General features: G+C 32.4%; 15 protein-coding genes and 5 pseudogenes. 13 read left to right on the top strand and 7 right to left on the bottom strand.

The window, feature by feature from the left end:
- Positions 1-12 precede the first annotated feature (12 nt).
- Positions 13-882 carry a D-alanyl-D-alanine carboxypeptidase family protein gene (locus SJY24_RS31470; protein ID WP_377867513.1) on the top strand — a complete coding sequence of 290 codons (870 nt, stop codon included), beginning with the start codon at positions 13-15 and terminating at the stop codon, positions 880-882.
- 308 nt (positions 883-1190) lie between these two features.
- Positions 1191-2192 (top strand): DUF418 domain-containing protein, encoded by a 1002-nt coding sequence (locus SJY24_RS31465; RefSeq protein WP_377867512.1) that lies wholly within the window; start codon positions 1191-1193, stop codon positions 2190-2192.
- 428 nt (positions 2193-2620) lie between these two features.
- Here SJY24_RS31465 and SJY24_RS31460 read toward each other — a convergent pair.
- Positions 2621-3337: pseudogene (locus SJY24_RS31460) on the bottom strand (transposase); the annotation flags it as partial.
- A 186-nt stretch (positions 3338-3523) separates the two neighbouring features.
- Here SJY24_RS31460 and SJY24_RS31455 point away from each other — a divergent pair.
- The gene (locus SJY24_RS31455; protein ID WP_377867511.1) at positions 3524-4723 is read left to right on the top strand and encodes a S1C family serine protease; all 1200 of its coding nucleotides are present in this window, start codon (positions 3524-3526) and stop codon (positions 4721-4723) included.
- Positions 4724-4948: 225 nt separating this feature from the next.
- On the opposite strand, the gene SJY24_RS31450 is transcribed toward SJY24_RS31455, so the two are convergent.
- Both SJY24_RS31450 and SJY24_RS31445 read right to left on the bottom strand, forming a co-directional pair.
- Positions 4949-6373 (bottom strand): sensor histidine kinase, encoded by a 1425-nt coding sequence (locus tag SJY24_RS31450; protein ID WP_151304101.1) that lies wholly within the window; start codon positions 6371-6373, stop codon positions 4949-4951.
- On the bottom strand, positions 6366-7031 hold the full coding sequence (locus SJY24_RS31445) for a response regulator transcription factor (RefSeq protein WP_002090432.1): 666 nt from the start codon (positions 7029-7031) through the stop codon (positions 6366-6368). The genes SJY24_RS31450 and SJY24_RS31445 overlap by 8 nt, the downstream gene beginning before the upstream one ends.
- Before the next feature lie 144 nt (positions 7032-7175).
- Between SJY24_RS31445 and SJY24_RS31440 the strand changes: the two genes are divergently transcribed.
- The 5 genes and pseudogenes from SJY24_RS31440 to tnpB all read left to right on the top strand — a co-directional run bounded on the left by SJY24_RS31440 (position 7176) and on the right by tnpB (position 13334).
- Positions 7176-7343, top strand: coding sequence for a hypothetical protein (locus SJY24_RS31440; protein ID WP_377867510.1), 168 nt, complete (start codon positions 7176-7178; stop codon positions 7341-7343).
- A gap of 1568 nt (positions 7344-8911) precedes the next feature.
- A complete protein-coding gene (locus SJY24_RS31435; RefSeq protein WP_377867509.1) occupies positions 8912-11281 on the top strand; it encodes a putative mucin/carbohydrate-binding domain-containing protein in 2370 nt (789 codons plus the stop codon).
- Between the two features lie 99 nt (positions 11282-11380).
- Positions 11381-11502 (top strand): annotated as a pseudogene (locus SJY24_RS32105) (SunI/YnzG family protein); the annotation flags it as partial.
- Between the two features lie 310 nt (positions 11503-11812).
- Positions 11813-11980, top strand: a complete 168-nt coding sequence (locus tag SJY24_RS31430) for a hypothetical protein (protein WP_377867508.1) — start codon at positions 11813-11815, stop codon at positions 11978-11980.
- A 232-nt stretch (positions 11981-12212) separates the two neighbouring features.
- On the top strand, positions 12213-13334 hold the full coding sequence (gene tnpB / locus SJY24_RS31425) for an IS200/IS605 family element RNA-guided endonuclease TnpB (protein ID WP_377867507.1): 1122 nt from the start codon (positions 12213-12215) through the stop codon (positions 13332-13334).
- Between the two features lie 692 nt (positions 13335-14026).
- Here the strand turns inward: tnpB and SJY24_RS31420 are convergent.
- Positions 14027-14380 carry a hypothetical protein gene (locus tag SJY24_RS31420; RefSeq protein WP_000473490.1) on the bottom strand — a complete coding sequence of 118 codons (354 nt, stop codon included), beginning with the start codon at positions 14378-14380 and terminating at the stop codon, positions 14027-14029.
- Between the two features lie 711 nt (positions 14381-15091).
- On the opposite strand from SJY24_RS31420, the gene SJY24_RS31415 reads away from it, so the two are divergent.
- Both SJY24_RS31415 and SJY24_RS31410 read left to right on the top strand, forming a co-directional pair.
- Positions 15092-15385: an ArsR/SmtB family transcription factor gene (locus SJY24_RS31415; protein WP_000560994.1), complete on the top strand. Its 294-nt coding sequence runs from the start codon at positions 15092-15094 to the stop codon at positions 15383-15385.
- A 393-nt stretch (positions 15386-15778) separates the two neighbouring features.
- Positions 15779-17149: a lytic polysaccharide monooxygenase gene (locus SJY24_RS31410; RefSeq protein ID WP_377867506.1), complete on the top strand. Its 1371-nt coding sequence runs from the start codon at positions 15779-15781 to the stop codon at positions 17147-17149.
- A 163-nt stretch (positions 17150-17312) separates the two neighbouring features.
- On the opposite strand, the pseudogene SJY24_RS31405 reads toward SJY24_RS31410, so the two are convergent.
- The 3 genes and pseudogenes from SJY24_RS31405 to SJY24_RS31395 all read right to left on the bottom strand — a co-directional run.
- Positions 17313-17633 (bottom strand): annotated as a pseudogene (locus tag SJY24_RS31405) (DDE-type integrase/transposase/recombinase); the annotation flags it as partial.
- Positions 17622-17780 (bottom strand): annotated as a pseudogene (locus tag SJY24_RS31400) (IS4 family transposase); the annotation flags it as partial. The pseudogenes SJY24_RS31405 and SJY24_RS31400, both read right to left, overlap by 12 nt.
- Positions 17781-17801: 21 nt before the next feature.
- Entirely contained in the window at positions 17802-18275 is a 474-nt protein-coding gene (locus SJY24_RS31395; protein ID WP_377867505.1) for a GNAT family N-acetyltransferase, read from the bottom strand.
- A 141-nt stretch (positions 18276-18416) separates the two neighbouring features.
- Here SJY24_RS31395 and SJY24_RS31390 point away from each other — a divergent pair, with 141 nt between their 5' ends.
- The 3 genes and pseudogenes from SJY24_RS31390 to SJY24_RS31380 all read left to right on the top strand — a co-directional run bounded on the left by SJY24_RS31390 (position 18417) and on the right by SJY24_RS31380 (position 22079).
- Positions 18417-18857, top strand: coding sequence for a MarR family winged helix-turn-helix transcriptional regulator (locus tag SJY24_RS31390; protein WP_000358363.1), 441 nt, complete (start codon positions 18417-18419; stop codon positions 18855-18857).
- A gap of 248 nt (positions 18858-19105) precedes the next feature.
- Positions 19106-19282 (top strand): annotated as a pseudogene (locus SJY24_RS31385) (IS4 family transposase); the annotation flags it as partial.
- 349 nt (positions 19283-19631) lie between these two features.
- Complete coding sequence (locus SJY24_RS31380; protein ID WP_377867504.1) at positions 19632-22079, top strand: insecticidal delta-endotoxin Cry8Ea1 family protein; 2448 nt, start codon at positions 19632-19634, stop codon at positions 22077-22079.
- Positions 22080-22268 lie beyond the last annotated feature (189 nt).

Below are 22268 nucleotides of genomic sequence, written 5' to 3'. Positions count from 1 at the left end.
GGAGATTAGAAAATGAAGATTTTAAAGAAACAGATTTATATTCCTATACTATGTATCTCAGCAATTATATTCCTCTATTTTTTTCAAACACATAATAATGAGCTGAATATTCAAGCGAAGGCTGCGATTTTAATGGATGCCGAATCAGGAAAAATCATATATAAAAAAAATGAAGATATACCTTTTGCACCAGCGAGTATGTCGAAAATGATGACAGAGTATATCGTATTAGAGCAAATCGAAAATGGCAGCTTAAAATGGGATGATTCTGTTACGATTAGCTCAAATGCTGTGAATAGCGAGGGTGTAAAAATTAATGTGAAAGATGGAGATCGTTTAACTGTTAGAGAACTATTTCATGCGATGGTAATATCATCAGCAAATAATGCTGCAATTGCATTAGCTGAACATATTTCTAAGAGTGAAAAGAATTTTACACTTCTTATGAATGAAAAAGCAAAGCAATTACAATTATCAAATCAGACGAGCTTTGTTAATGCAACGGGCCTTGCTAATGAAAAAAATGAAGAATCCCGAATGACTGCATTAGATGCAGCAAAATTAGCACAACATTTGATAAAAAATTATCCGAATATATTAGAAATATCCAAACTTACATCTTTTAATTTACGTGGAACCACTGTAAATACAACCAATAAAATGCTTTATCCATCTAATAGAAGATTATATTTTCAAGGAGTTGATGGATTAAAAACTGGATTTACAGATGCAGCAGGATACTGTTTTACAGGAACAGCAAAACTAGATGGTAAAAGGATGATTTCTGTTGTAATGGGTACTAGTAATGGTTCTCAGCGTTTTATAGAAACCAAGAAACTATTCTCATATGGATTTGATAAACTTTATATACCTTTTCTTTAATGGGGTCCCTCCACATTGCTATCAAGTTAAAAAATCTGTTGTTTCCCAAAAAGAAAAAATGAGCTGAATTCTTATAGACAACTGTGGAGGGATAAAATTTTCGTTTGGGGGTATTTCAAAACCTTAAATTGATGGGCATGTGGTGCTACCCTATATGCATCTCGTTAACCGATGAAAAGAAGATGATTCATCGGTTTTTTCTTTGGAATCTTACAAACTTGTTAGATAAATGTTAGGGAAATCGATAGGAAAAATCGTATGAAATATGTACATTGTATGTAGGTCAAAACTAAAAGGAGAAGAGAATTATGATACAAAATCAACGTATTGAAATAATTGATTATATACGAGGGTTTGCGTTTATAGGTATTACTTTTACCAATATATTTCAAAACATTAGCATGGTGAGTACAGATGCCAATCCTTCTGTTAGCTCTTTCATCTACACTTTCATGGTATCAAAATTTATTTATATATTTATGTTTCTTCTAGGCTTATCTTCTGCATTATTAATGTCAAATTTAAAGAGGAGGGGTGAAAAGGCAAATTTAATATATATCCGGCGTTTTAGTACGCTGTTATTAATTGGTATTACATGTACATTTGTAGGGATTCCTGCCGGTGCATTATTTATTATGTATGCAATTTATGGACTAATAGGATTTATATTTCAGCGTATGCCACCGATGATTAACATTGTCGTTTTTATCGCTATTGCGATATTGACTTGGTTCACACGTAACATGGTTTTAATTGAAGGTGAATCAATTAATAATCAAGTTGTATCTTTAGTAAGCATGTTAAGCGGGTTTTCAATGGTTATTTTAGGGATATTTTTAGGACAAGTATCTTTTTTCAATCACCTACAAAGATGTAAGGGATTACTTGTAACAGGTGTAGTCCTCCTATTCTTTTTAACATACTATTCTTATGACTGGATGAATAATTTTAATTCTTTAGTAATGAGCCTATTTTATATCGTTTGCTTTAGCATTTTAAGTATGAATATCAATGTAAGACGTACGTTTTCATTTTTAATAGCATTTGGCAGAATGTCTATGTCAAACTTTATTGTGCACACATCGTTTGTTTATTTCTATTTAGAAAATGGAAAATTATCATTCTTAACCTATTTAGGTATCGGTCTATTCCTTATTGTTTTACAAATTATTTATAGTAATATATGGTTAAAGTACTTCAGAATGGGACCTGTAGAATGGATATGGCGTATGGGGATATATTGGAAGAAAATAAGGATTTTTGGTTCCGTTGCAAAGAATTCTAAGTTTAGTGAAAACAAAACCTGTTAAAGAAGTTTGTGGGAAATTAAATTATAGGATTGAACTAGAATCTTAGATATGTAAGGGGACAAAAGTTAGAATGGTATTCCCGTATGCATTTCGTTAACCGATGAAAGAAAGATGATTCATCGGTTTTTTCTTTTGCATCTTACAAATTTGTTAGAGGGGTAGGGCCCCATCACCATCAAGCTAAGAAAAGAAAATACCCCAAAAACGAAAAAATAAGCTATTTTCTGTCAAAAATACACGAAATTTTCATCCTGGGGGTGTTATAAAATTCTTAAGTTGATGGGAATGTGGTGCTACCCCATCGCTATCAAGCTAAGCTTATGCAAAATCAATTTTAGACGAGATTGTTTCTTTTTTCTAAAGGGCAAGTGTAGGTGATTGAAAGATTTGCATACGAAATAAACCCTAACGGGTTTCAATTTTTTGAATTAAGCGGCTTGATTATCAGACAGGGTACAATTGTAAACGACACCTAATTTATCAAAGACCGTTTTTTTCTCATATCGATGAGATTTCCGCCCGTTTTGCAGTAGGAGGTTGAACAGGCGAAGTAACACCCTTGATAGCTCTTGGGTGTTTTGTTGTATGGCTTGATACAACATGGATAAGTGGTCTTGAATCATTCCAATTGCTTTATATTCACTTAATTCTTGTTTCTTCTTTTGTAAAATTAATTATCGCATCTTAAACATAGTAGAAGAACATAGAAAAATAGCAATGAGTTTTCCATAAACATGGCATTCTAATCGCTCTTGTTTAATATGTTGCCAATGATGAATTTGAAATAAGGATATCCAAGTTTTAAATATGATTTCAATTTGCCAACGGAGAGAGTAAACACTATGGATTTGTTCCATCGGAACGATCTCCCAAGGTGTATTGGTAACATATAGGTTCATGCCAGCTAATCGCTTGCTTTTTTCCGAATAAGTAATGCCCTTTTTACTTTCTGTGTACACCTGTTTTTTCATACGCTCACGAAGTTGTTTTTCTGTTAATCGATACATAATTACTCGAGTAAATAATTTTTTATCCTTTCCAATATAAGCATCTTTTATTTCATAAACTTGTCCTGGTTTTAAGGTATCCATAATGTGCTCTACATCAACTTTGATGTACTGAGATTGTTTTTTTATTGTTCCATTTTAGAGTAATAGTATCAGTATGTCCAAGTCTGAAAGACTTTTTTTAGATATTTTGAAGCTTTTGCACCAGAACCAGATTTACAACTCTTGATAAACTACTGATTATCTCCATGTACACTCCAGATTTAGGGCTTATAGTGAAACTATTAAGTTGGGAATATCAAGGTGACATAAAAGGAGAAAGGAGTGTTCATAATGGGACACTATGATACAAAACAAACAGGAAAGAACATAAGTAGAGACGGTAAAAAAACTGGTTATTTTTTTATCGGAATAATTGGTGCAATGATCGGGTCAATTACTATTGGCTTGACCACTCCATATATAGATGAGATCAAAGGAGGTACAGGTCAATCCACTAAAAATAACGAGGTGAATCAGGTTACTCCTGTCTCGCACAAACCAGAAGGTGTGAATAGTCTTCAAAATATGATTGAAGACGCAAAAGAAGTTGTAGTAGGCGTCATTAACTATAAACAAAATGCAGATTCATTTAATACGCAAGACCAATCAGAAGAAGCTGGTTCGGGATCAGGGGTCATATATAAAAAAAACGGCAATAAGGCTTTCATTGTTACAAATAATCATGTGATAGACGGTGCGAATAAAGTAGAAGTGAAATTGAATAACGGTAAAAAGGTTCCCGCTAAGGTAGTAGGGACAGATTCATTATTAGATTTAGCGGTATTAGAAATTGACGGAACTGATGTAAAAAGAGTCGCAACACTTGGAGACTCAGATAAAAATCGTACAGGGGAAACGGTAATAGCCATTGGGAATCCATTAGGGCTAGAAGGAAGTGTAACAAAGGGGATTATTAGTAGTAAGGATCGAGTAATACCTGTTAGCACACTTGGAAATCAACAAGTGGATTGGCAGGCACAGGTGATTCAAACAGATGCAGCTATTAACCCTGGGAATAGCGGAGGAGCTTTATTTAATGAGCAAGGTGAGGTCATTGGAATTAATTCAAGTAAAATTGCACAACAAGCAGTTGAAGGAATCGGATTCGCAATTCCAATTAATATAGCTAAAATAGTTCTAGAATCATTGGAAAAAGATGGGGTGGTTAAACGTCCAATGATAGGTATACAGTTATTTAATGTGGAGGAAATTACAAATTCTGCACGTAATCAATTAAAACTGCCAAAAGAGATAATAAATGGTGTCGTGTTGGGGAGTATATTGAATCAATCACCAGCAGAAAAAGGAGGATTACAGCAGCATGATGTTGTGATTGCATTGGATGAACAAAAAATAGAAAACGTTGTTCAATTCCGCAAGTATTTATATGAAAAGAAAAAATCGGGGGATACAATTAAAGTGACAGTTTATCGCAATGGTGAAAAAATAACAAAAATGGTGAAATTAACAGAGCAAAAGTAGTCTGATTTTGAACAGATCACTCCTGTAAATTGATTTAACCTTTTTTGATCATATACACACGAATTCAATTCTAGTCCAAACTATTTTAGGCTCATCTGGAACTGGTAAAGTCAAAACTCTTAGCTTGGTTTGTAGGGTGGATACATCTAATACTGGGTAAGTATTGTATAAGGGTATTTTAAAAAGCAATAATAAACAACCTCCCCAATTGTTAGGGGAGGTTGTTTATTGTTCAGATATTGGAATACTAACAACAAATTGTACACCTTGTTCTACATTATTAATACAGTACTCTATACCTAGTGCTTCAAAAATTTGTTTTACAATATATAATCCTAAGCCACTCCCACCAGTATTTCGATTTCTTGACTTTTCAATTCGATAAAATGGTTCGAAGACATGTTGTATATCATTTTCTTTAATTTGTACACCTGTATTGATAATTTGAATTAAGATACATTTTTGTTTTGAGTCCTGAGTTAGCTGTATATATACATTCTCACTATTCGGAGAATACATAATTGCATTATGAATAATATTTTTACAGGCTTTTTCTAAAAGAGCCCGATCTGTATAGACAGAAAGGTTAGAATCAATCTGTTTTATGATTTGAATGTCTTTTTGAGAAGCAAAAAAACTGAGATCTTTTGTGATTATATCCATTAACTCGGAGAGATTTATTTCTTTTAATTGTAGTTTAAATGTATGTTGTTCTAATTTAGACATACTTAAAATCTCACGAACTAGATCTTCCATCTTTTCGATAATTTGGTGGTTTTTCTTTAAGTATTGGTCACGATCTTGATAAGGACCAATATTATATATCATTCCCTCTAAGTATCCTTTCATAATAGTGAGAGGGGTTTTTAATTCATGTGATACAGTTGCAAAAAATTCTCTGCGTTTTGTTTCTATTTCTCTTTCTTTTTCAATATCACTTTTTAATTGCTGATTTGCTTTTTGTAAATCAAACATAGTTTGTTGTAAATTAATGGACATATCATTCAAGCTATTAGATAGTTCCCCTAATTCATCCATAGAACGAATCTCAATTTTTTCGGAAAAGTCTAAGTCCGCCATTTTTTGTGCCCCTCGATTAATATAAATGAGTGGCTTTGTAATGAACCTTGAAAATAAATAAGCACTTCCTATCCCAATAACAACTACAATAATACTGATATAGGGAAGGAAACGTACCAAAACTTTGGAAGCCTCATCAATAGGTTGAAATGTTGCGTATACTATGACGGTTTGGTTACCATCCTGAAATGGAATATCATATGATTTGTTCAGGCTATTTGAACTCCCTATTCGTGCTGCTTGAGTAACACTTCCTTGAATAAATGTATAAGGAGTAGAATAAACGTTTACTCTTTCGTAATCTGGAAATCTGAGTATTGCATTATTTTTTTGCATATACTCCTCAAAAAGCGGTTGTGCATTTTGAAAAGTAAGATTCTTAGATTTATCAATTATTTCTTCCATTCCGTTTTCAAGCTGCTCTGTTTTATATTGTTCATAAAATGTAGGAAGAAAAAAGTATAAAGTTAAATAAATCATGACTGCAAAGGCTAACAAAATGAGGGATGTAGTCATAAAAAGTTTATAAGTAATTCGCTTCATTTTCATGATTTTTACGATCCTATTCATCGATTTTATAACCAATGCCTTTTATTGTTTTAATGTATGGGATATCTAATTTTTTTCGTATGTTTTTCATATGTGTATCAATTATTCGTGATTCTCCAATATAATCGTATCCCCAAACTTTTTCTACGATGCTTTCTCTTGGGAGTACTCTTTTCTCATTTTGAAGTAGTAGTTGCAGAATTTCGAATTCTTTCGTTGTTAAGGAGATTTCAACTTCATTTACATATACTTTATAGGCGTCGACATCGACACGCAATTCTTTAAAGACGAAATGATTATCTAAGCTTTTATCATTGCTTCTTCTTAGTACTGCTTCGACTCGTCTAATCAAAACATGAAAAGAGAATGGTTTTGTAATATAATCATCGATTCCAAGATCAAATCCTTTCATTTGATCTTGTTCTTCTTCTAACGCAGTCAGCATAATAACTGGCACATTTGATTGACTTCGAATCATTTTCGCAACTTCAAATCCGTTAAGGTTTGGCATCATCACATCCAAAAGAATCAAATCAAAGGATTGCTTATTAAATTGTATCATTCCTTCTAATCCATCTGATGCAACTTCAACTGTATACTGTTGTGTCAATAAAAATTGTTTAATTAATTCCTGAATTTCTTGGTCGTCTTCTATTACAAGAATATGATGGTTGATCATTATATCACCTCTAGTAGCCATTATAACGTTACTATCTGGAGTTTGTATGGAGAATTACTAGAAAACAATATATAGTTCAAATCAGCTCCAGATTTAAGAGATATTATGTATACATAACAATTAAGAAAGAAGGAGGTAAGCAAAATGTCACTTGAAACAGACATAATTCTTTCTTTATTAGATATAAAATTGTGGATGATCCATCATTCGGAACATAATCGTATAAAAATAAAAAAACAAAAAGTAAAATTATCACCGGATCTATATAAGTACGTAAGTGTAAATAAAAGAAACCTATATAAACCGAGTTAACAAAAATCAAGAAATTAGTTCCTTATCTCTATCAGATGTTAGTTAAACGTTTAAAATACTTTTCAAGAGGAATGAAGCCAGAGTAAGTACAGATATCGTTTTTGTAAGATGGATAACTAAATTCAAATGGGTAAAGAAACTTTTGAAAGGTTAAAGAGGCATGTTAAGAATAAATAGAATCGCATGAAACAATTTTTTATAGAAAAGGACGATAATACTTGATTGAAGCTGAGGAGATAAAGATTCAACACCAATGATTATCAATAATTGAAATACTAATGATTAAAATAAAAAAGAACCTTCAGTAGGTTCTTTTTTATAGTTGGTAAATATGTAATCAACAATAGATAGTAATTTAGATGCTTTTTATAAATTGGCTCAGTTTTCTTAGGGAAGAAATCATTTTCTCATGACTTATTACTAGATATAACCAGACATTTCATTTATTAATTTGGGTGGGTGATTTAGTTTTTTGGGTTTTCCACGCTAAAATGTAAATTTTGTTTAGGGACAAAATGTTAAAGGTGTGAATTCTGAATTAACAGAAAAATTAGGTGGTAAAAATCCCATTGAATATTTTAACATGTAGTTCATTTTTCTTTGGCCATATTTTCATGTTGTTACCGAACGTTTATATGTGTCTAATGGAAAGAAATATTTTAAGTTTGTTACTATCTATTGTTTGATTAAGATGGTAACACGAAAATAAAACGTTTACAATAAAAAATAAAGAAAAAATATAAAAATCCGACTTTTTTCGACAAAATGATTGAGAGAGAAAAAATCTAAATTAAGTAAATCTTATATGTATAGAGATTCTTAATCTCATAAATAACAGTTATAACATATGTAAATGTTCTATAAGTAATTAAAATGTCGAATATAAAATTATATTGTGACAATTATAAACAAAACATACTTAATAATTTATACTTAGACTAACAAATCAATTCATAATAAGTTAAATACGCTATATTTAATAGATTACAATATGGAATATTTAACTATAATATTCCATATTGTATATAATTATAAATCATTTAACATATTAGTTGCGGGGAATTTTGACATAAGATATTTTAAATATTAAGTACAGGAACATTTTAAAGAAAAAGAGCTATTTTAAAATGTACCCTAAAAACGTTTTTTCTAAAAAAAATAGTAAGAATTTTTAAATTGTTTCTGTGCCTAATTAGATGAAAATAATATAATAAATTGTTTAAAAAAGATGAAAATAAGTTACTTTTACGGAGAAATATACACCCCACACCATTAGAATTATGTCAAATTGTAGCATACAAATTACATTCTTCTATCTTACAATCTGCACAACTACCATTATAGGTAACTTGTCTGAGTTTTAACTTCACATTCATCATTTTTTTGTCCAAAAAGATTAATAAGGTCAGAAAAACGTGCCGCCATCTACTATGAAAATGTAAGCAATATGAAGAATTATTTATAAGTGAATTTATAATATTTTTGACGTTTTTCAAAGGATTCTCATTGTAGAACCCTAAATAATCTATAAAATATTATATAAAGAAATAGGAATTGAGGTATTCATTATGAAATTTATAAAAGGGATATTTGTTACTACGATTGCACTTACAGCCTTTACAGGATTAGAATTAATTAAATTTAATGGAAATCCCGATGAAGTGTATGCGGATTCGAAAGATTCTGTGAAAAATATAAGTCAATCTGAGGCAGATATTAAAGAAGAAGATCAGATTATTGTAAAGTTTAAAAGCGAAGTGAATTTCCCGTATAAGGATGGACTTGAAAAACAAATAAAAAACGAAGATAGCGATCCGGAATTAGTAAAAATCTTTTCTGAATTTCCACAGCTAACATTAAAGCGTTTATTTACATCTGTGGACCCAATAGAGATTGAAAATATTGATAAAGATACGAGGGAAACTGAAAAGAAATCATCTTCTAATTTACTAGATTATTATATGGTAGAAGTTCCTAATAAAGTAACAGCTGAATCGTTGATGGACAAGTTTAAGAAATCTCATCTTGTTGAAGAAGTATATATGCAAGAAAAACCAACTCTTTTACCAGAAATACAATTACCTACTTTAGCGCTTAATCCTTACGACGATCCAAGATTTTTAAACCAGGGATATCTTAAGGAAGCACCATATGGGATTAATGCATCTTATGCTTGGAGCATTAAAGGTGGAGATGGAAAAGGAACTACTTTTGTAGATATGGAGTATGGGTGGTTATTAGACCATGAAGATTTAGTAAATCAAAAAATTGAACTAATATCTGGTAGAAATATAGATCAACACGTTGGTCATGGAACCTCTGTTCTTGGAATTGTTTCTGCTGAAGATAATAAGGTTGGTAACATAGGAATTGCACCAAAGGCAAAGGTTAAAGTAGTATCCCAAATAAGAGGTGATGGGTCTTATAATACAGCTGATGCGATAATAAATGCTGTACATAATTTACAAGCTGGGGATATTTTATTATTAGAAGCACAAGCATCTTATGATGGATATGGAGATAAATATTTACCTGTTGAAGTACAGCCAGCTATTTTTGATGCAATACGAGCTGGAACTGATAAAGGAATTATTGTGATAGAAGCCGGGGCAAATGGTACTAATGACCTTGATCAATTTAGAGATAAGAATGGAAAACAGGTATTAAATCGCAATAGTCCGGACTTTAAAGATTCAGGGGCTATAATGATTGGAGCCGCATCGTCAACTGTTCCTCATAAACGTTTATGGTTTTCAAATTATGGTAGTAGAATTGATGTTTATGGTTGGGGAGAAAACGTAGATACAACTCGTGCTGAACCTAATAGAATTACTAAAAATCTCTATACAACTGGCTTTAGTGGTACATCTAGTGCTTCTCCAATTATTGCTGGAGCGGCGACTTCAATACAAGGTGTGGCTAAAGAACATTTAGGTCGCCCTTATAAACCAGCTGAATTAAGAAACATACTAAGTAATCCAAATACAGGTACCAAATCCCAAGATCCTTCAATAGATAAAATTGGTGTTTTACCAGATTTAAAGTCAATCTTGTCAAATTTGGGGTATAGTCCAGATATATCAAATACTGTTAATACTCTAGAAGGAAACCAATTTGTATGGTCAATGAAAGGAATAGGAGATTTTGAGTTTGCAAAATTAGATTTTAATAAGACAAAAGAAGAAATGCAAATTCAATTAAAAGCAGGTGTACCACACCATTACTTTGATAGTACATATGCGAGTGTGAAAGTCCAAAATTCATCTGGAAAAGTGTTATATAATAAAGATATTTATGGAAACAGGCAACAGAATGCTGATACACAAAAAGTTTCGGTGAAAGTCGGAGACTATATTGAGTTTACACATTTAGAGGGTGGAAACCGTGCGACTCTTATAAATGTGGATAAAAATGTACAGGAGAGCTTTGGTAAGAAGATAGTGTATCAAGTTACAGTTAATGGTCTTAAGAAAGTTGACCAAATTATTAACCCTAACCCAGATACAGAAGCTCCTACACAGCCTCAAGGATTACAAGCAACCAACATTACTGCAAATAGCGTAGACTTAAAATGGAATCCATCAACAGATAACGTAGGTGTGAAAGAATATCAAGTATTACGTGACGGGAAATTCATTCAAACGGTACAGGGAACCACATTTACTGATAGCAAACTGACTGCTAACATAGAATACAAATATACTGTGAAGGCTATAGATGCAGCTGGAAATCAGTCTATTCAAAGTAGTGCTCTTAGTATAAAAACAAAAGAGCAAAATACTTCTTATGAAAAATGGGATCCGAAGAAAGCATATACAAAAGGGGATAGAGTAGAGTATCAAGGGAAAATCTATGAAGCTGTTCAAAGTTACCAAGGAAATGGAGATTCAAATTGGATATTCTCGTTATCCTTATGGAGACCAATTACAGCAAGTTAAATATAGTCAATTTGATAGAATTGTTATTTCAGCATTAGCAAAATAATTTTTTTTATTGAAGTTATTGAAGGTGATACCTAAGATGGTATTGAAAAAACATATCCAATTCGAATAGGAACTGCATACGGTACAATTGATCGTATTTTAATTAAAACAGTAAAACTAGGTTATCTATTATGTACTACTATAAAGCTTCAATATTAAATAAAATAAACGCTTAAATATTTATATAAAAGATGGCTGAACATCAGCCATCTTTTATTTTTTTTGATGAAAATAAACATCTATTTAATAGTTTACCTTTGCAATTATTAGATCTTCATTAATGCTTCAAAAAAATTAAAATATATGTACGACTAAAGTAGAAGTAAAATAAAAATAATTTAAAACCATTGGGCTTTGCTAAAATTATGTATGTAAAAAATATTTCACAAAAAAATTTTAATGTTTACATAAACTCTAGATAAACAACATAACAACTCCAGATAGTTGTTTTATGATACTTGTAATTAAGAATAAGGAGGGAGCTCATTGCATAAAATTATTAATTTTATTTGGGGAATAGTACTTTTATTGTATACCCTAGTCTCGTTTTTTGTAAGCAATGGAAGTGCAGTAAGGTTTATTTTGGTGTTAACTATATTGCTTATTTTTTCGGTGGCTTTAGAAAGAGGAAACGCTAAAAAAACTGCTGATTAAAGGCCGGTTTTAAAAATTCCTTAATGATATAGAAAGTGAATTTTTATCATTTTAGCCAAGAAGACTCCTTCCTCAAGGAACGGGAAGTGAGTAGGTGGGAGATGAATTGGCTTCGGACAAGGGATGGCAGGAAGCCATCTTAATTGTTCGACATACATAAACTGTTACTTCACTACCTATCGAATATACGTTTGTTGTATAATAGATACATATCGAAATGGGGGTGAAACGAATGATAATCAATAAAGTATATAAATTTCGTATCTATCCAAATAAAGCACAAGCGACCCTAATCAATAAAACAATTGGCTGTTCTCGTTTTGTATTCAATCATTTCCTATCTCTATGGGATAATGCATACAAAGAAACAGGAAAAGGTTTGACATATGGGACATGCTCTGCGAAACTTCCTGCCATGAAGAAAGAGTTTGTTTGGTTAAAAGAAGTGGATAGTATTGCGATTCAGTCGTCTGTTCGCAACCTTGCGGATGCTTATACACGCTTTTTCAAAAAACAAAACAGTGCCCCGCGTTTCAAATCTAAGAAAAACAACGTACAATCTTACACCACAAAACAAACAAATGAAAACATTGCCGTTGTAGGAAACAAAATGAAATTGCCAAAACTCGGTCTTGTTCGATTTGCCAAAAGTTGTGAAGTAAAGGAACGTATTTTAAATGCTACGGTTAGACGAAACCCTTCTGGCAGATACTTTGTGTCATTGTTAGTGGAAACAGAAGTGCAAGAACTTCCGAAAACAAATTCTTACATTGGAATGGATGTGGGAATAAAAGATTTCGCCATTTTGTCAGATGGAACAATCTATAAAAATCCAAAGTTTTTTCGATCGTTAGAAGAGAAGTTGGTAAAAGCACAGCGTGTTCTTTCTAGAAGAATGAATGGATCTTCTCGCTGGAATAAACAACGAGTAAAGGTAGCTAGAATTCATGAATACATGGCAAATGCCAGAAAAGATTACTTGGACAAAATCTCAACTGAAATCATCAAAAACCACGATGTTATCGGTATAGAAGATTTGCAAGTATCGAATATGTTAAAGAATCATAAGTTAGTAAAAGCAATTAGTGAGGTATCATGGTCACAGTTTCGAACCATATTGGAATATAAAGCGAAATGGTACGGCAAACAAATCATTGTCGTATCAAAAACATTTGCTTCAAGCCAATTATGTTCTTGTTGTGGATATCAAAACAAAGACGTTAAAAATCTAAACCTACGCAAATGGGATTGCCCTTCTTGTCATACACATCATGATAGAGATATTAACGCAAGTATCAATCTAAAGAATGAAGCAATAAGGCTTCTAACCGCAAGGACTGCGGAGATAGCCTAATAAATTAGAGTTCGATAGAACTCTTTACTTAGGAATCCCCCACTTCTAAACAAAGTGAAAGTGGGGGTAGTTCAATCATTAGTTTACTTTCAATAAACGAAAACATTAATGAACATTTGTGAAGTACTTGTGGATTCTATATTTCCACCGTATGCAAGATATAACGCTGTTTGTCCATTAGATTGTTTGACACTCCCACTCCTAAAGGGGCAAGCTGACTAACGTCAGTGGGATTCTTGCTACCAAAGGCGAAGTCCATTTCTGGTATCGCTGACGTGCAAGATTGCGGTGTGCCATCACCACTCTCACGACAGACCGTATAGGTTCCTGAGCTACGGTACTATCACCATACCGTACAGTTTCGTCCTCAGATGTTTTAGCGTCTTGTTCTTGACGACACATATCATTTTACCGATAACGTGAATTCGGCTACCGAACTTCATATGATATCTTGTTTTCAAGGAACACAATGTCGTTTTAAAGACTTGTCTATCGTCTGAGTATAACCAAAACACAACTGTTTTTCTATGAAAAAGCGATACTTTCATCCCGTGCCTAAAGGTGGACTAAAGTCCGATATGGGCTTTCCCACATCGCGAAATCTGTAAGAACTTTTAATAGGGTTAAATTAGCATTCAAAATTAGGTAATTGGGCTAAGTTATAGTAATAAAGAGCATTTTATCGGTATTGCTTATTTTGGTTCTGGATAATGATTGTAATATGAGATTCTAATAAATTCTTGATAGACATTTGTTAATTTAGCATCTCTAAGAGCATCGTTGAATCTTTGCATACGTACACTACCTTGAGCGTAGCCTCCACCAGGAGTATAAGGATTTCTAGCTTCAAAGTCATCCATAAATGCTATTAATTTTTTATAGTCTTGAGATTGATAAAAAGCAGCGGCTTCTTCAGGTGTAACATTAAAGTAAGAAGATGATGTTGAGTTATAAGTAGCTGCTTGAGCAGTAGGTGTCTCTAGCATAGTTGCAGCTCCACCAAACATAGTAAGTGCCATAGAAGACACAATGATTTTTTTAAACATAATAAAACCTCCACGTAGAATATTTGGATTAATAGTAATACTGTAATCATTATAGTTACAATGAAAATGATTATCAAATGCAATGTTGCATAATTTATGATGTGAACGAGAAGTCCCTCAATCTTTAAATGGAGGAGTGTAACAGGGGATTAATGGATTAAAAAGGATATATATACTATTGGTTTTAACAAGAAAGTGGAATAAAATAGTTATTTTTATTTGGAGAAATTTAACAGTCCCTATCATTAAAGACAAGGGCTTTCAAAAGGGCATGACATTTGACAACTGAAGGTACCATTATTAGGGTTTCAATTCCATTCGTTTTGTTTTGAGAAATATAAATTCTGTTTTGTAGAAGATGAAATGAAGAGGTGCTTCTTATAGATTTTGAAATACGAGAAAGTAAAAACAGAATATTAATTTGTCTTAAATAAGGGACAGAAGTATTATTTTTGCTTAGCAAAGCATGTTAAGCATCATTCAAAGGTATGTAAGAGACTATATAATAATCTATTTAAACAAAAATATAGTCTGGAAAAAATTAGGGGCATGAACTCATTGGAACAGTAAAAAAGCTGTTTTCAGGCTAGGTGTTCTTTTTATTTTGAAAAAGGGAATATATTTTCTCAACAGGACAAATGGTAATTATCTATAAGTACTACTTATGAGGATAATAGGAAAATAGAAATAAATAATAAAGGAGAATGTGAAATGATAGCATTAAAAAATGATCGAAATGTAAAAGGAATTTCGGAAGAGAATGTAGATTTATTAAAGGTTATGGCGCATCCAGTACGATTACAAATTGTAAATGAATTAATGCATCATAAAAAATGCAATGTTACACAATTAACGGAAATATTAAGGCTCCCTCAATCCACTGTTTCACAGCATTTATCAAAATTGAGAAGAACCGTACTCCGTACAGAAAGAAGAGGATTAGAAGTGCATTATTATATTGATAATGCTAAAGCTCGTCAGATTGTAGGAATTTTAGGCTTCTAGGTTAATGATATGTAAAAAGTTTCCTGTTATAAAGCAGGAAACTTTTCTTGTGTATTTAACAAATTTTACACATGTAATATAAAACATGGGCTAAAGAAGTTTATTTTCTTAAACTGTTTCTTAACGCTACAGTGAGGGGAACTTTTAAGCAAAAAAAGAGGAATGTTGGAAAAAAGTTCAATAACTGTGCACAATTTCTGTACAAGTTTAATAAATTAGTATGAGATAATCTAGTTATAAGGTTATTTGGATGTAAGAGAGGTAAATAAATATGTGAGTGTGAAATTATAAGATTTCATTTTAATTTGTTTCATTCTAGTTATGTATGTTTATCATTCTTTTACATCAATGCTCTTAATATAGTAAGAAAATTAATAGGAGGGGACTATTAAAATGAATAAAAAAATTCTAAATCAGTTTAGAAAAATGGCTACAAATAAAAAGGGATTAAGTGCTGCTGTAGTAGCAGTGGGAATTATGAGTACAACTTTAATTCCTCAAAATGCTTATGCACATGGGTTTGTTGAAAAGCCAGGTAGTCGTGCTGCTTTATGCAGTCAAAATTATGGAGCTTTGAATTTAAATTGTGGAAATATAATGTATGAACCACAAAGTTTAGAAGCACCTAAAGGATTCCCACAAGGTGGACCGGTTGATGGGAAAATTGCTTCAGCAGGAGGCCTGTTTGGTGGGATTCTTGATCAACAAACAGCTGATCGATGGTTTAAGAATACGATTAAGGGTGGAGAGAATACATTTACTTGGAAATACACTGCTCCTCATTCAACAAGTCAATGGCACTATTACATCACAAAAAAAGGATGGAATCCAAATAAACCTCTAACACGAGCGGATTTTGAGCCAATAGGAACTGTAAAACACGATGGTTCTGCAGCATCTAATAATTTATCACATAAAATTAATGTACCAACTGATCGTAGTGGATATCATGTCATTTTAGCGGTTTGGGATGTAGCTGATACTGTAAATGCTTTTTATAATGTGATTGATGTGAATCTAGTTAATAATGAAAAGCCAGATACAGAAGCACCAACTCAGCCATCTGGACTACAAGTAGTAAAAGCCACTTCAAATAGCTTAGAACTAAATTGGAAGCCTGCAACAGATAATGTAGGGGTGAAAGAGTATCAAGTGTTACGTAATGGAGAAGTAATTAATACTGTAGCGGGTACTAGTGTAGTTGATAAAAAATTAAGCCCAAACACAGAATATACGTATACAGTAAAAGCAGTAGATGCTGTAGGGAATATATCTAAGGAAAGTGAAGCATTAGTTATTAAAACAACAGTAGAAAAACCAGATACAGAAGCGCCAACTCAGCCTAAAGGGTTACACAGTATGGGAATCACTGCGAATACTGTTGACTTAATGTGGAGTCCGTCTGAAGATAACATAGATGTGGATCATTATGTTGTATACAGAGGAAATGCGGGGGGTATGAAGGAAATAGGTACTGCAAATACCACATCATTTATGGACAAGAATTTGCAAGTCAATACTACATACAAGTATGTAGTTACTGCAGTTGATACGGCTGGTAATGAATCAATGAAAAGTGATGTCTTAACAGTTACTACGAAGGAGCAAGAAAACACTTATGAGCAATGGGATTCGTATAAAGCATATAAAAAAGGAGATAGAGTAGTTCACGAAGGCAAGGAATACGAGGCGGCCCAAAGTTATCAAGGGAATGGGGATCCGAATTGGATTTTTGCTTTATCTTTATGGAATGAAATAAAATAGTAATTTAATTAGTAGCTCATTTTTCATGTAATCAAGTAGATTTGAAATGAATAGTTAAGAGGAGACAAATTCAAATTTTATAATATACAGTTTAAAACCTTATAATCAAATTAATGGATTATAAGGTTTTATTTTTAATATAAAAATTATTTATTGAGATTTTTTATATTAAAAATAAATCTGTTTTGTCTGTGTCTTCTGCTAAAGCGTTGTGTATAATATCGTTTAATAATTGCATTTTTTCTTTTTTCAACTGTTTAATTGCTATAGGATAAGCTGGGTTCTTATCGACTGTTATCACACGTGGCTTTGAAACATGAAAAGACCGCAAAACTTTCTTGAAAAAGCGCTTTGCAGCCTTATGATCTCTTGTTTTGCTTAGGCAAAAATCGATTGTGTTTCCGTTCGAATCAACAGCACGATACAGGTACATTCATTGACCTGTTACTTTGATATATGTTTCATCGACTCTCTTACGATCGTTCTTTTTGAGCAGCTGATAAAGGCGATGCAGAATTTTTAAAAGTTCTTCTGTGCCAACGTTTATCGCTTGAAACAGTAACGGAAAGTAATCTTTAATTATATAAATCGCTTTGTATTCACTCAGCTCCTGCTTTTTCTTTTCAAATAGATGCGTTTAATACACCTAATTTTAAAAAGATTTTATATACCATGCATTCATAGTAGAGTGTTCAGAACCTGGTAGAGGTTCATTTAAAAGTATAAATCCAAATTTTTCATATAATAGACATGCAGTTTTTAATTCATGCATTGTTTCTAAATAGCACTTTTCATAATGTTTAGAGGCAAATGACAAAGCTGTTTCCATTAGTTTCTTGGAAAGCCCTAAACCTTGTGCTTTTGGACTTAAGTATAGCTTTTGTAATTCGCAAACTTTATCATGTTCGTTAAACGGTGCTATACCAATTCCACCAACAACTTCTCCTTCCATTTCTACTACCCAATAGCTCGCATGTTTTAGATTATTATAATATTGGTGTAGGTCGTTAAGTTGAGAGTCAAAATAAGCTGTTCCAGGAAGCGCTAATCCAAGTGATTTTAATGAATCTTGTATAATTTTTTTTACTTTTGCATTGTCTTCTTTTTTCATTTCTCGAATAATCATATATGATCTCCTTCAATTAGGTTTTAATAAAGATTGCGACAGATTTTTGAAAACGGCCCCTAAAATATTGACTAAGCCCACATTTTAAGGGTACAGTTATATTAATATTAAATGTGGACTTAGTCAACTAAAGGAGGATCTATGGATAAAAAAATTATTTATGACATCAGACAATTCAACCGATTTTATACAAAGGTACTTGGTTTATTTAATAACCAGATTCTAGATACAGATTATTCATTAACCGAAACACGAATACTATTTGAAATAAGCGAAAGAACAGAGTGTATTGCGAATAATCTTGTGCAAGAACTTAATATTGATAGAAGCTATATGAGCAGAATTTTACGTAGATTTGAGAAGGAAGAATTAATAGAGAAACGAAGCTCAATAAAAGACAGCAGAAAAAACTTGCTCTTTTTGACAAAAAAAGGAGAGGAACTACTGGATATAATTCATATTCAGTCAGATGAACAAATAAATCAATTGTTAAACGGACTAAGTGATAGTGAGATTAATGAAATCTGTATTTCCATGATGATAATAAAAGAAAAATTGGATAAAAATATTAAACAAAAGTAAAAAATGAATGATTTTAAAAAACTAATGGGGGTAGCGTCACACATCCATCAACTTAACAGAATAGGTTGCTCCTAAAACGATAAAAATGAACTTTGATACTATAAAAAACACAAATTTTTGTTTAGGGGGTACTTTAAAATATTAGCTTGATGGCGATGGGGTCCCACCACATACTCATCGACGCCCTCATGTATCAAAAAACGTCATCCTTTCTAAATAAGCTATATTAGAAAGGATGACGTTTTTTGATGAATCTCTCGATTCAAGATGAACTACAACCATTTGCAGAGGAATTACAACGATATGTGACACCTGTATTTTTAGAAGAACTTGCAAGAGAACTTGGGTTTGTAAAGCGAAAACGTAAGTTTTCTGGCTCAGACTTAGCCACCATTTATATCTGGATTAGTCAACGAGTCGCTAGCCCTTTTTATTAAAACTCAATAAACGAAAGAGAAGTTACAATATTGTGTCTTTTTAAATGGTAGTTAACCTTTAGTGTATGATTTTCACATTAAATTTTCTTTTTTTACTACGTTTATTAAGAGGAATATTTAAAAATATACTTTTAAATAAGCATAATAACTATCAAAGGCGGCGGTTTTCATTGAATTGCTAAATATTGTGTCAATCATTACTATTAAGACTATATCCCAATGAAATTAGAGTATACTTCTTCTATTTTCAAGACTATAGGAATGAATTTGACAAGAAAATATTTCTGAATTTTTGTACAATAAGCACCCGAAGAACAAACAATAAGGGGATTTACTTATGGGAACGGGGGATTTTATGACAAAGAAACAAAAGAAAATATTATCTATCACATTAGCTACAGGTGTATTTGCTGGAACCTACATTCCAACTGCTTATACGGTATTTGCAGAAACTGAACAAAAAGAAGATTTAAAAGAAAATCAAGCAAAAAATATTAATCAAAATAGCCTTCCGATAGATTCATATGGATGGTTTGAGAACCCTTATAAGGGAGTAACTTTTTCACAATTTATAGATGCATTTAATAACAATCAGTGGCAACCTTTATTAGTCAATATTAAGAACAAAGGGGATGCTGGTTCGGGTACTATTTCTTTTCTAAAAGGCATGATGACAACAGGATTATCATTATTACCACCACCAGCTAGTCTTTTAGCAAGTATTTGGAGTGTGTTTATTCCTACTAATGATGCTAACGGAACTGATATGTGGAGGCAATTAGAAACATACATCGATGAAAAAATAGATAGTAAAATAAATGATTATCATAAATATCTGATGGGTGCTGAATTTAATGGGGCTATGTCAGCGATAAAAGAGTATCAACGGGTTCTCCAAATATATAATGACAGTAAAAATAGCTTAAAAAGAGTAGAAGAGCCTGGCACACCAGTGATTGAAGCTGTCCGAGCAGCAGATAGGAAGTTGAAAGAGTTTATTGCTGTTATTCAAACGCCTGAAAAATCAAATGATTCTGTATATCAACAAATAACAGCTCCAATCTTTGTGCAAGCTGCAAATGCTCATCTCTTATTGCAGAGAGATATGATTTTATATGGTGAAGAATGGGGAATGGATAGAGATCAATGGCAAGGATATAAGGATAATCAGAAAAAACTTATTCAAGAATATACGAATTATGCTATGAAAGTATATAATGATGGATTGGAAAAAAGGAAAAAAGAAGCTGAAGAGATTAATACACAACAACCAAATAGAAATACTGACAGATGGAATCATATTAATGATTATGTAAGGGAATATACATTAAGTGTTTTAGACTTTGTAGATTTGTTTCCAGCAACAAATCCTGAAACATATTCTAAAGGCGTAATGCAAGAAAATTCTAGGCAAATTTATTCTTCTATTAAAGGAGCAGTCATACCACAAGGAGGAACAGGGGAAGGAACAACATGGGAAAACATACAAAAGATCCTAGATTCTCAAGAATATAAAGGGGATCTGCACAAGCTGGATATACGATCCTTTGATCGTATTGATGCAATTCAACCATGGTATTCTGATAAGCAGAATGGTGGTTCCAATTGGACTACTCCTGGATGGACTGGAAATACAACTGGGGGGACTTTAAAGACTCTTATAAATCCTTATGATAATCCGATTACTAGAGTTAAGGCGCAATCAAGCCGTACTCCTAATTATATTGACTTTAAATTTGATACTGGGGGGGATAACCCTTACTTTGGTAGATATTTTTCAGGTGGATCATACAAAGAAGATATTTTTGAATATCCGAATCAAAAACTTTCTCAAATTCACGCATTTAACAGAAGTACCTATCCGGGATTTGAAGGTATTGATGCAGTAGTATTTGGGTTTGTAGACAAGAATCTTACACAGTCGTCCACTTATCTAATGACAAATATGATAACAACAATCCCAGCTGCAAAGTATAACCGTGGAATGAGCAATTTTCAACCACAAGTGGAATCTATACATGCTAAGCAAAAAGCGATGAAAACTGATACTACCAATTCTTATTTAGCATATGGCGTCGAAATTTCTAAAGAACAGGAATATAAAATTAGGTATAAGGTTGCAGCTAACGAGAATTCTAAAATCAGTCTTTCACATAGAAAACCTGGTGGTAACTATGCAAAAATAGCTGACACTACTATTCCTATTACAGGAAATGCAGCGGATACTGTTAAAGGAGAATATGGTTCTTACAAGATTGTAGAAGGCCCTACTGTTAAGTTAACAAAAGGTGCACATGATTTGAAATTGGAAAATTCACAAGGTAAATTCTCCTTAGATCAAATTGAATTAGAACCGGTGGAACAGGATCAAGTGATATCGCGGGATAATTTTGACAATCAACGGTTAAATTGGATCAACCTAGGTGGTATTGTAAATGGAGGTATCACAGGGAAAGCTGGTATGATTGGTACAAATGGAGATACTTGGACTTATATTCAAGATCAAGTATTACCCTTCTCTAAATATACCTTGAGTATAAAAGTGAAATTGGATTCCAATGATGGAAATGAGAGACAAAAGGTAACGATATTCACAGATAATTTGAAACATGAGCGAATAACAAAAACAGTCGAGCTTAAGGGGAAAGCAGGCTATCAAGAAATACAACTAGAATTTATTACAAGCAGGGATTTAGCAAACACTCATGTTGGGATCCTAACGTCAAATGGAACATCTAATGTATTATTTGATGATGTCCAAGTTATAGGTGCAAAAAAAGGCTAAATTAATATGGGTTCTGATGTAAAAATTTTGAAACATATAAAAATGGTTTATCAAACTTGGATATACTGATAGGGGCACCATACATGCCCATCAACAATACCCCTAAGTACCAAGGAAACGTTATTCTTTCTAAACTGATATGCTCTCCTTTAGGTAGACAGATAAAAAATAAAAATCTGTTTGCTTGAA

The organism is Bacillus sp. R86525, assembly GCF_042466195.1.
In the GTDB taxonomy this organism is placed as follows: domain Bacteria; phylum Bacillota; class Bacilli; order Bacillales; family Bacillaceae_G; genus Bacillus_A; species Bacillus_A nitratireducens.
This window is presented reverse-complemented; position numbering and strand designations above follow the sequence as displayed.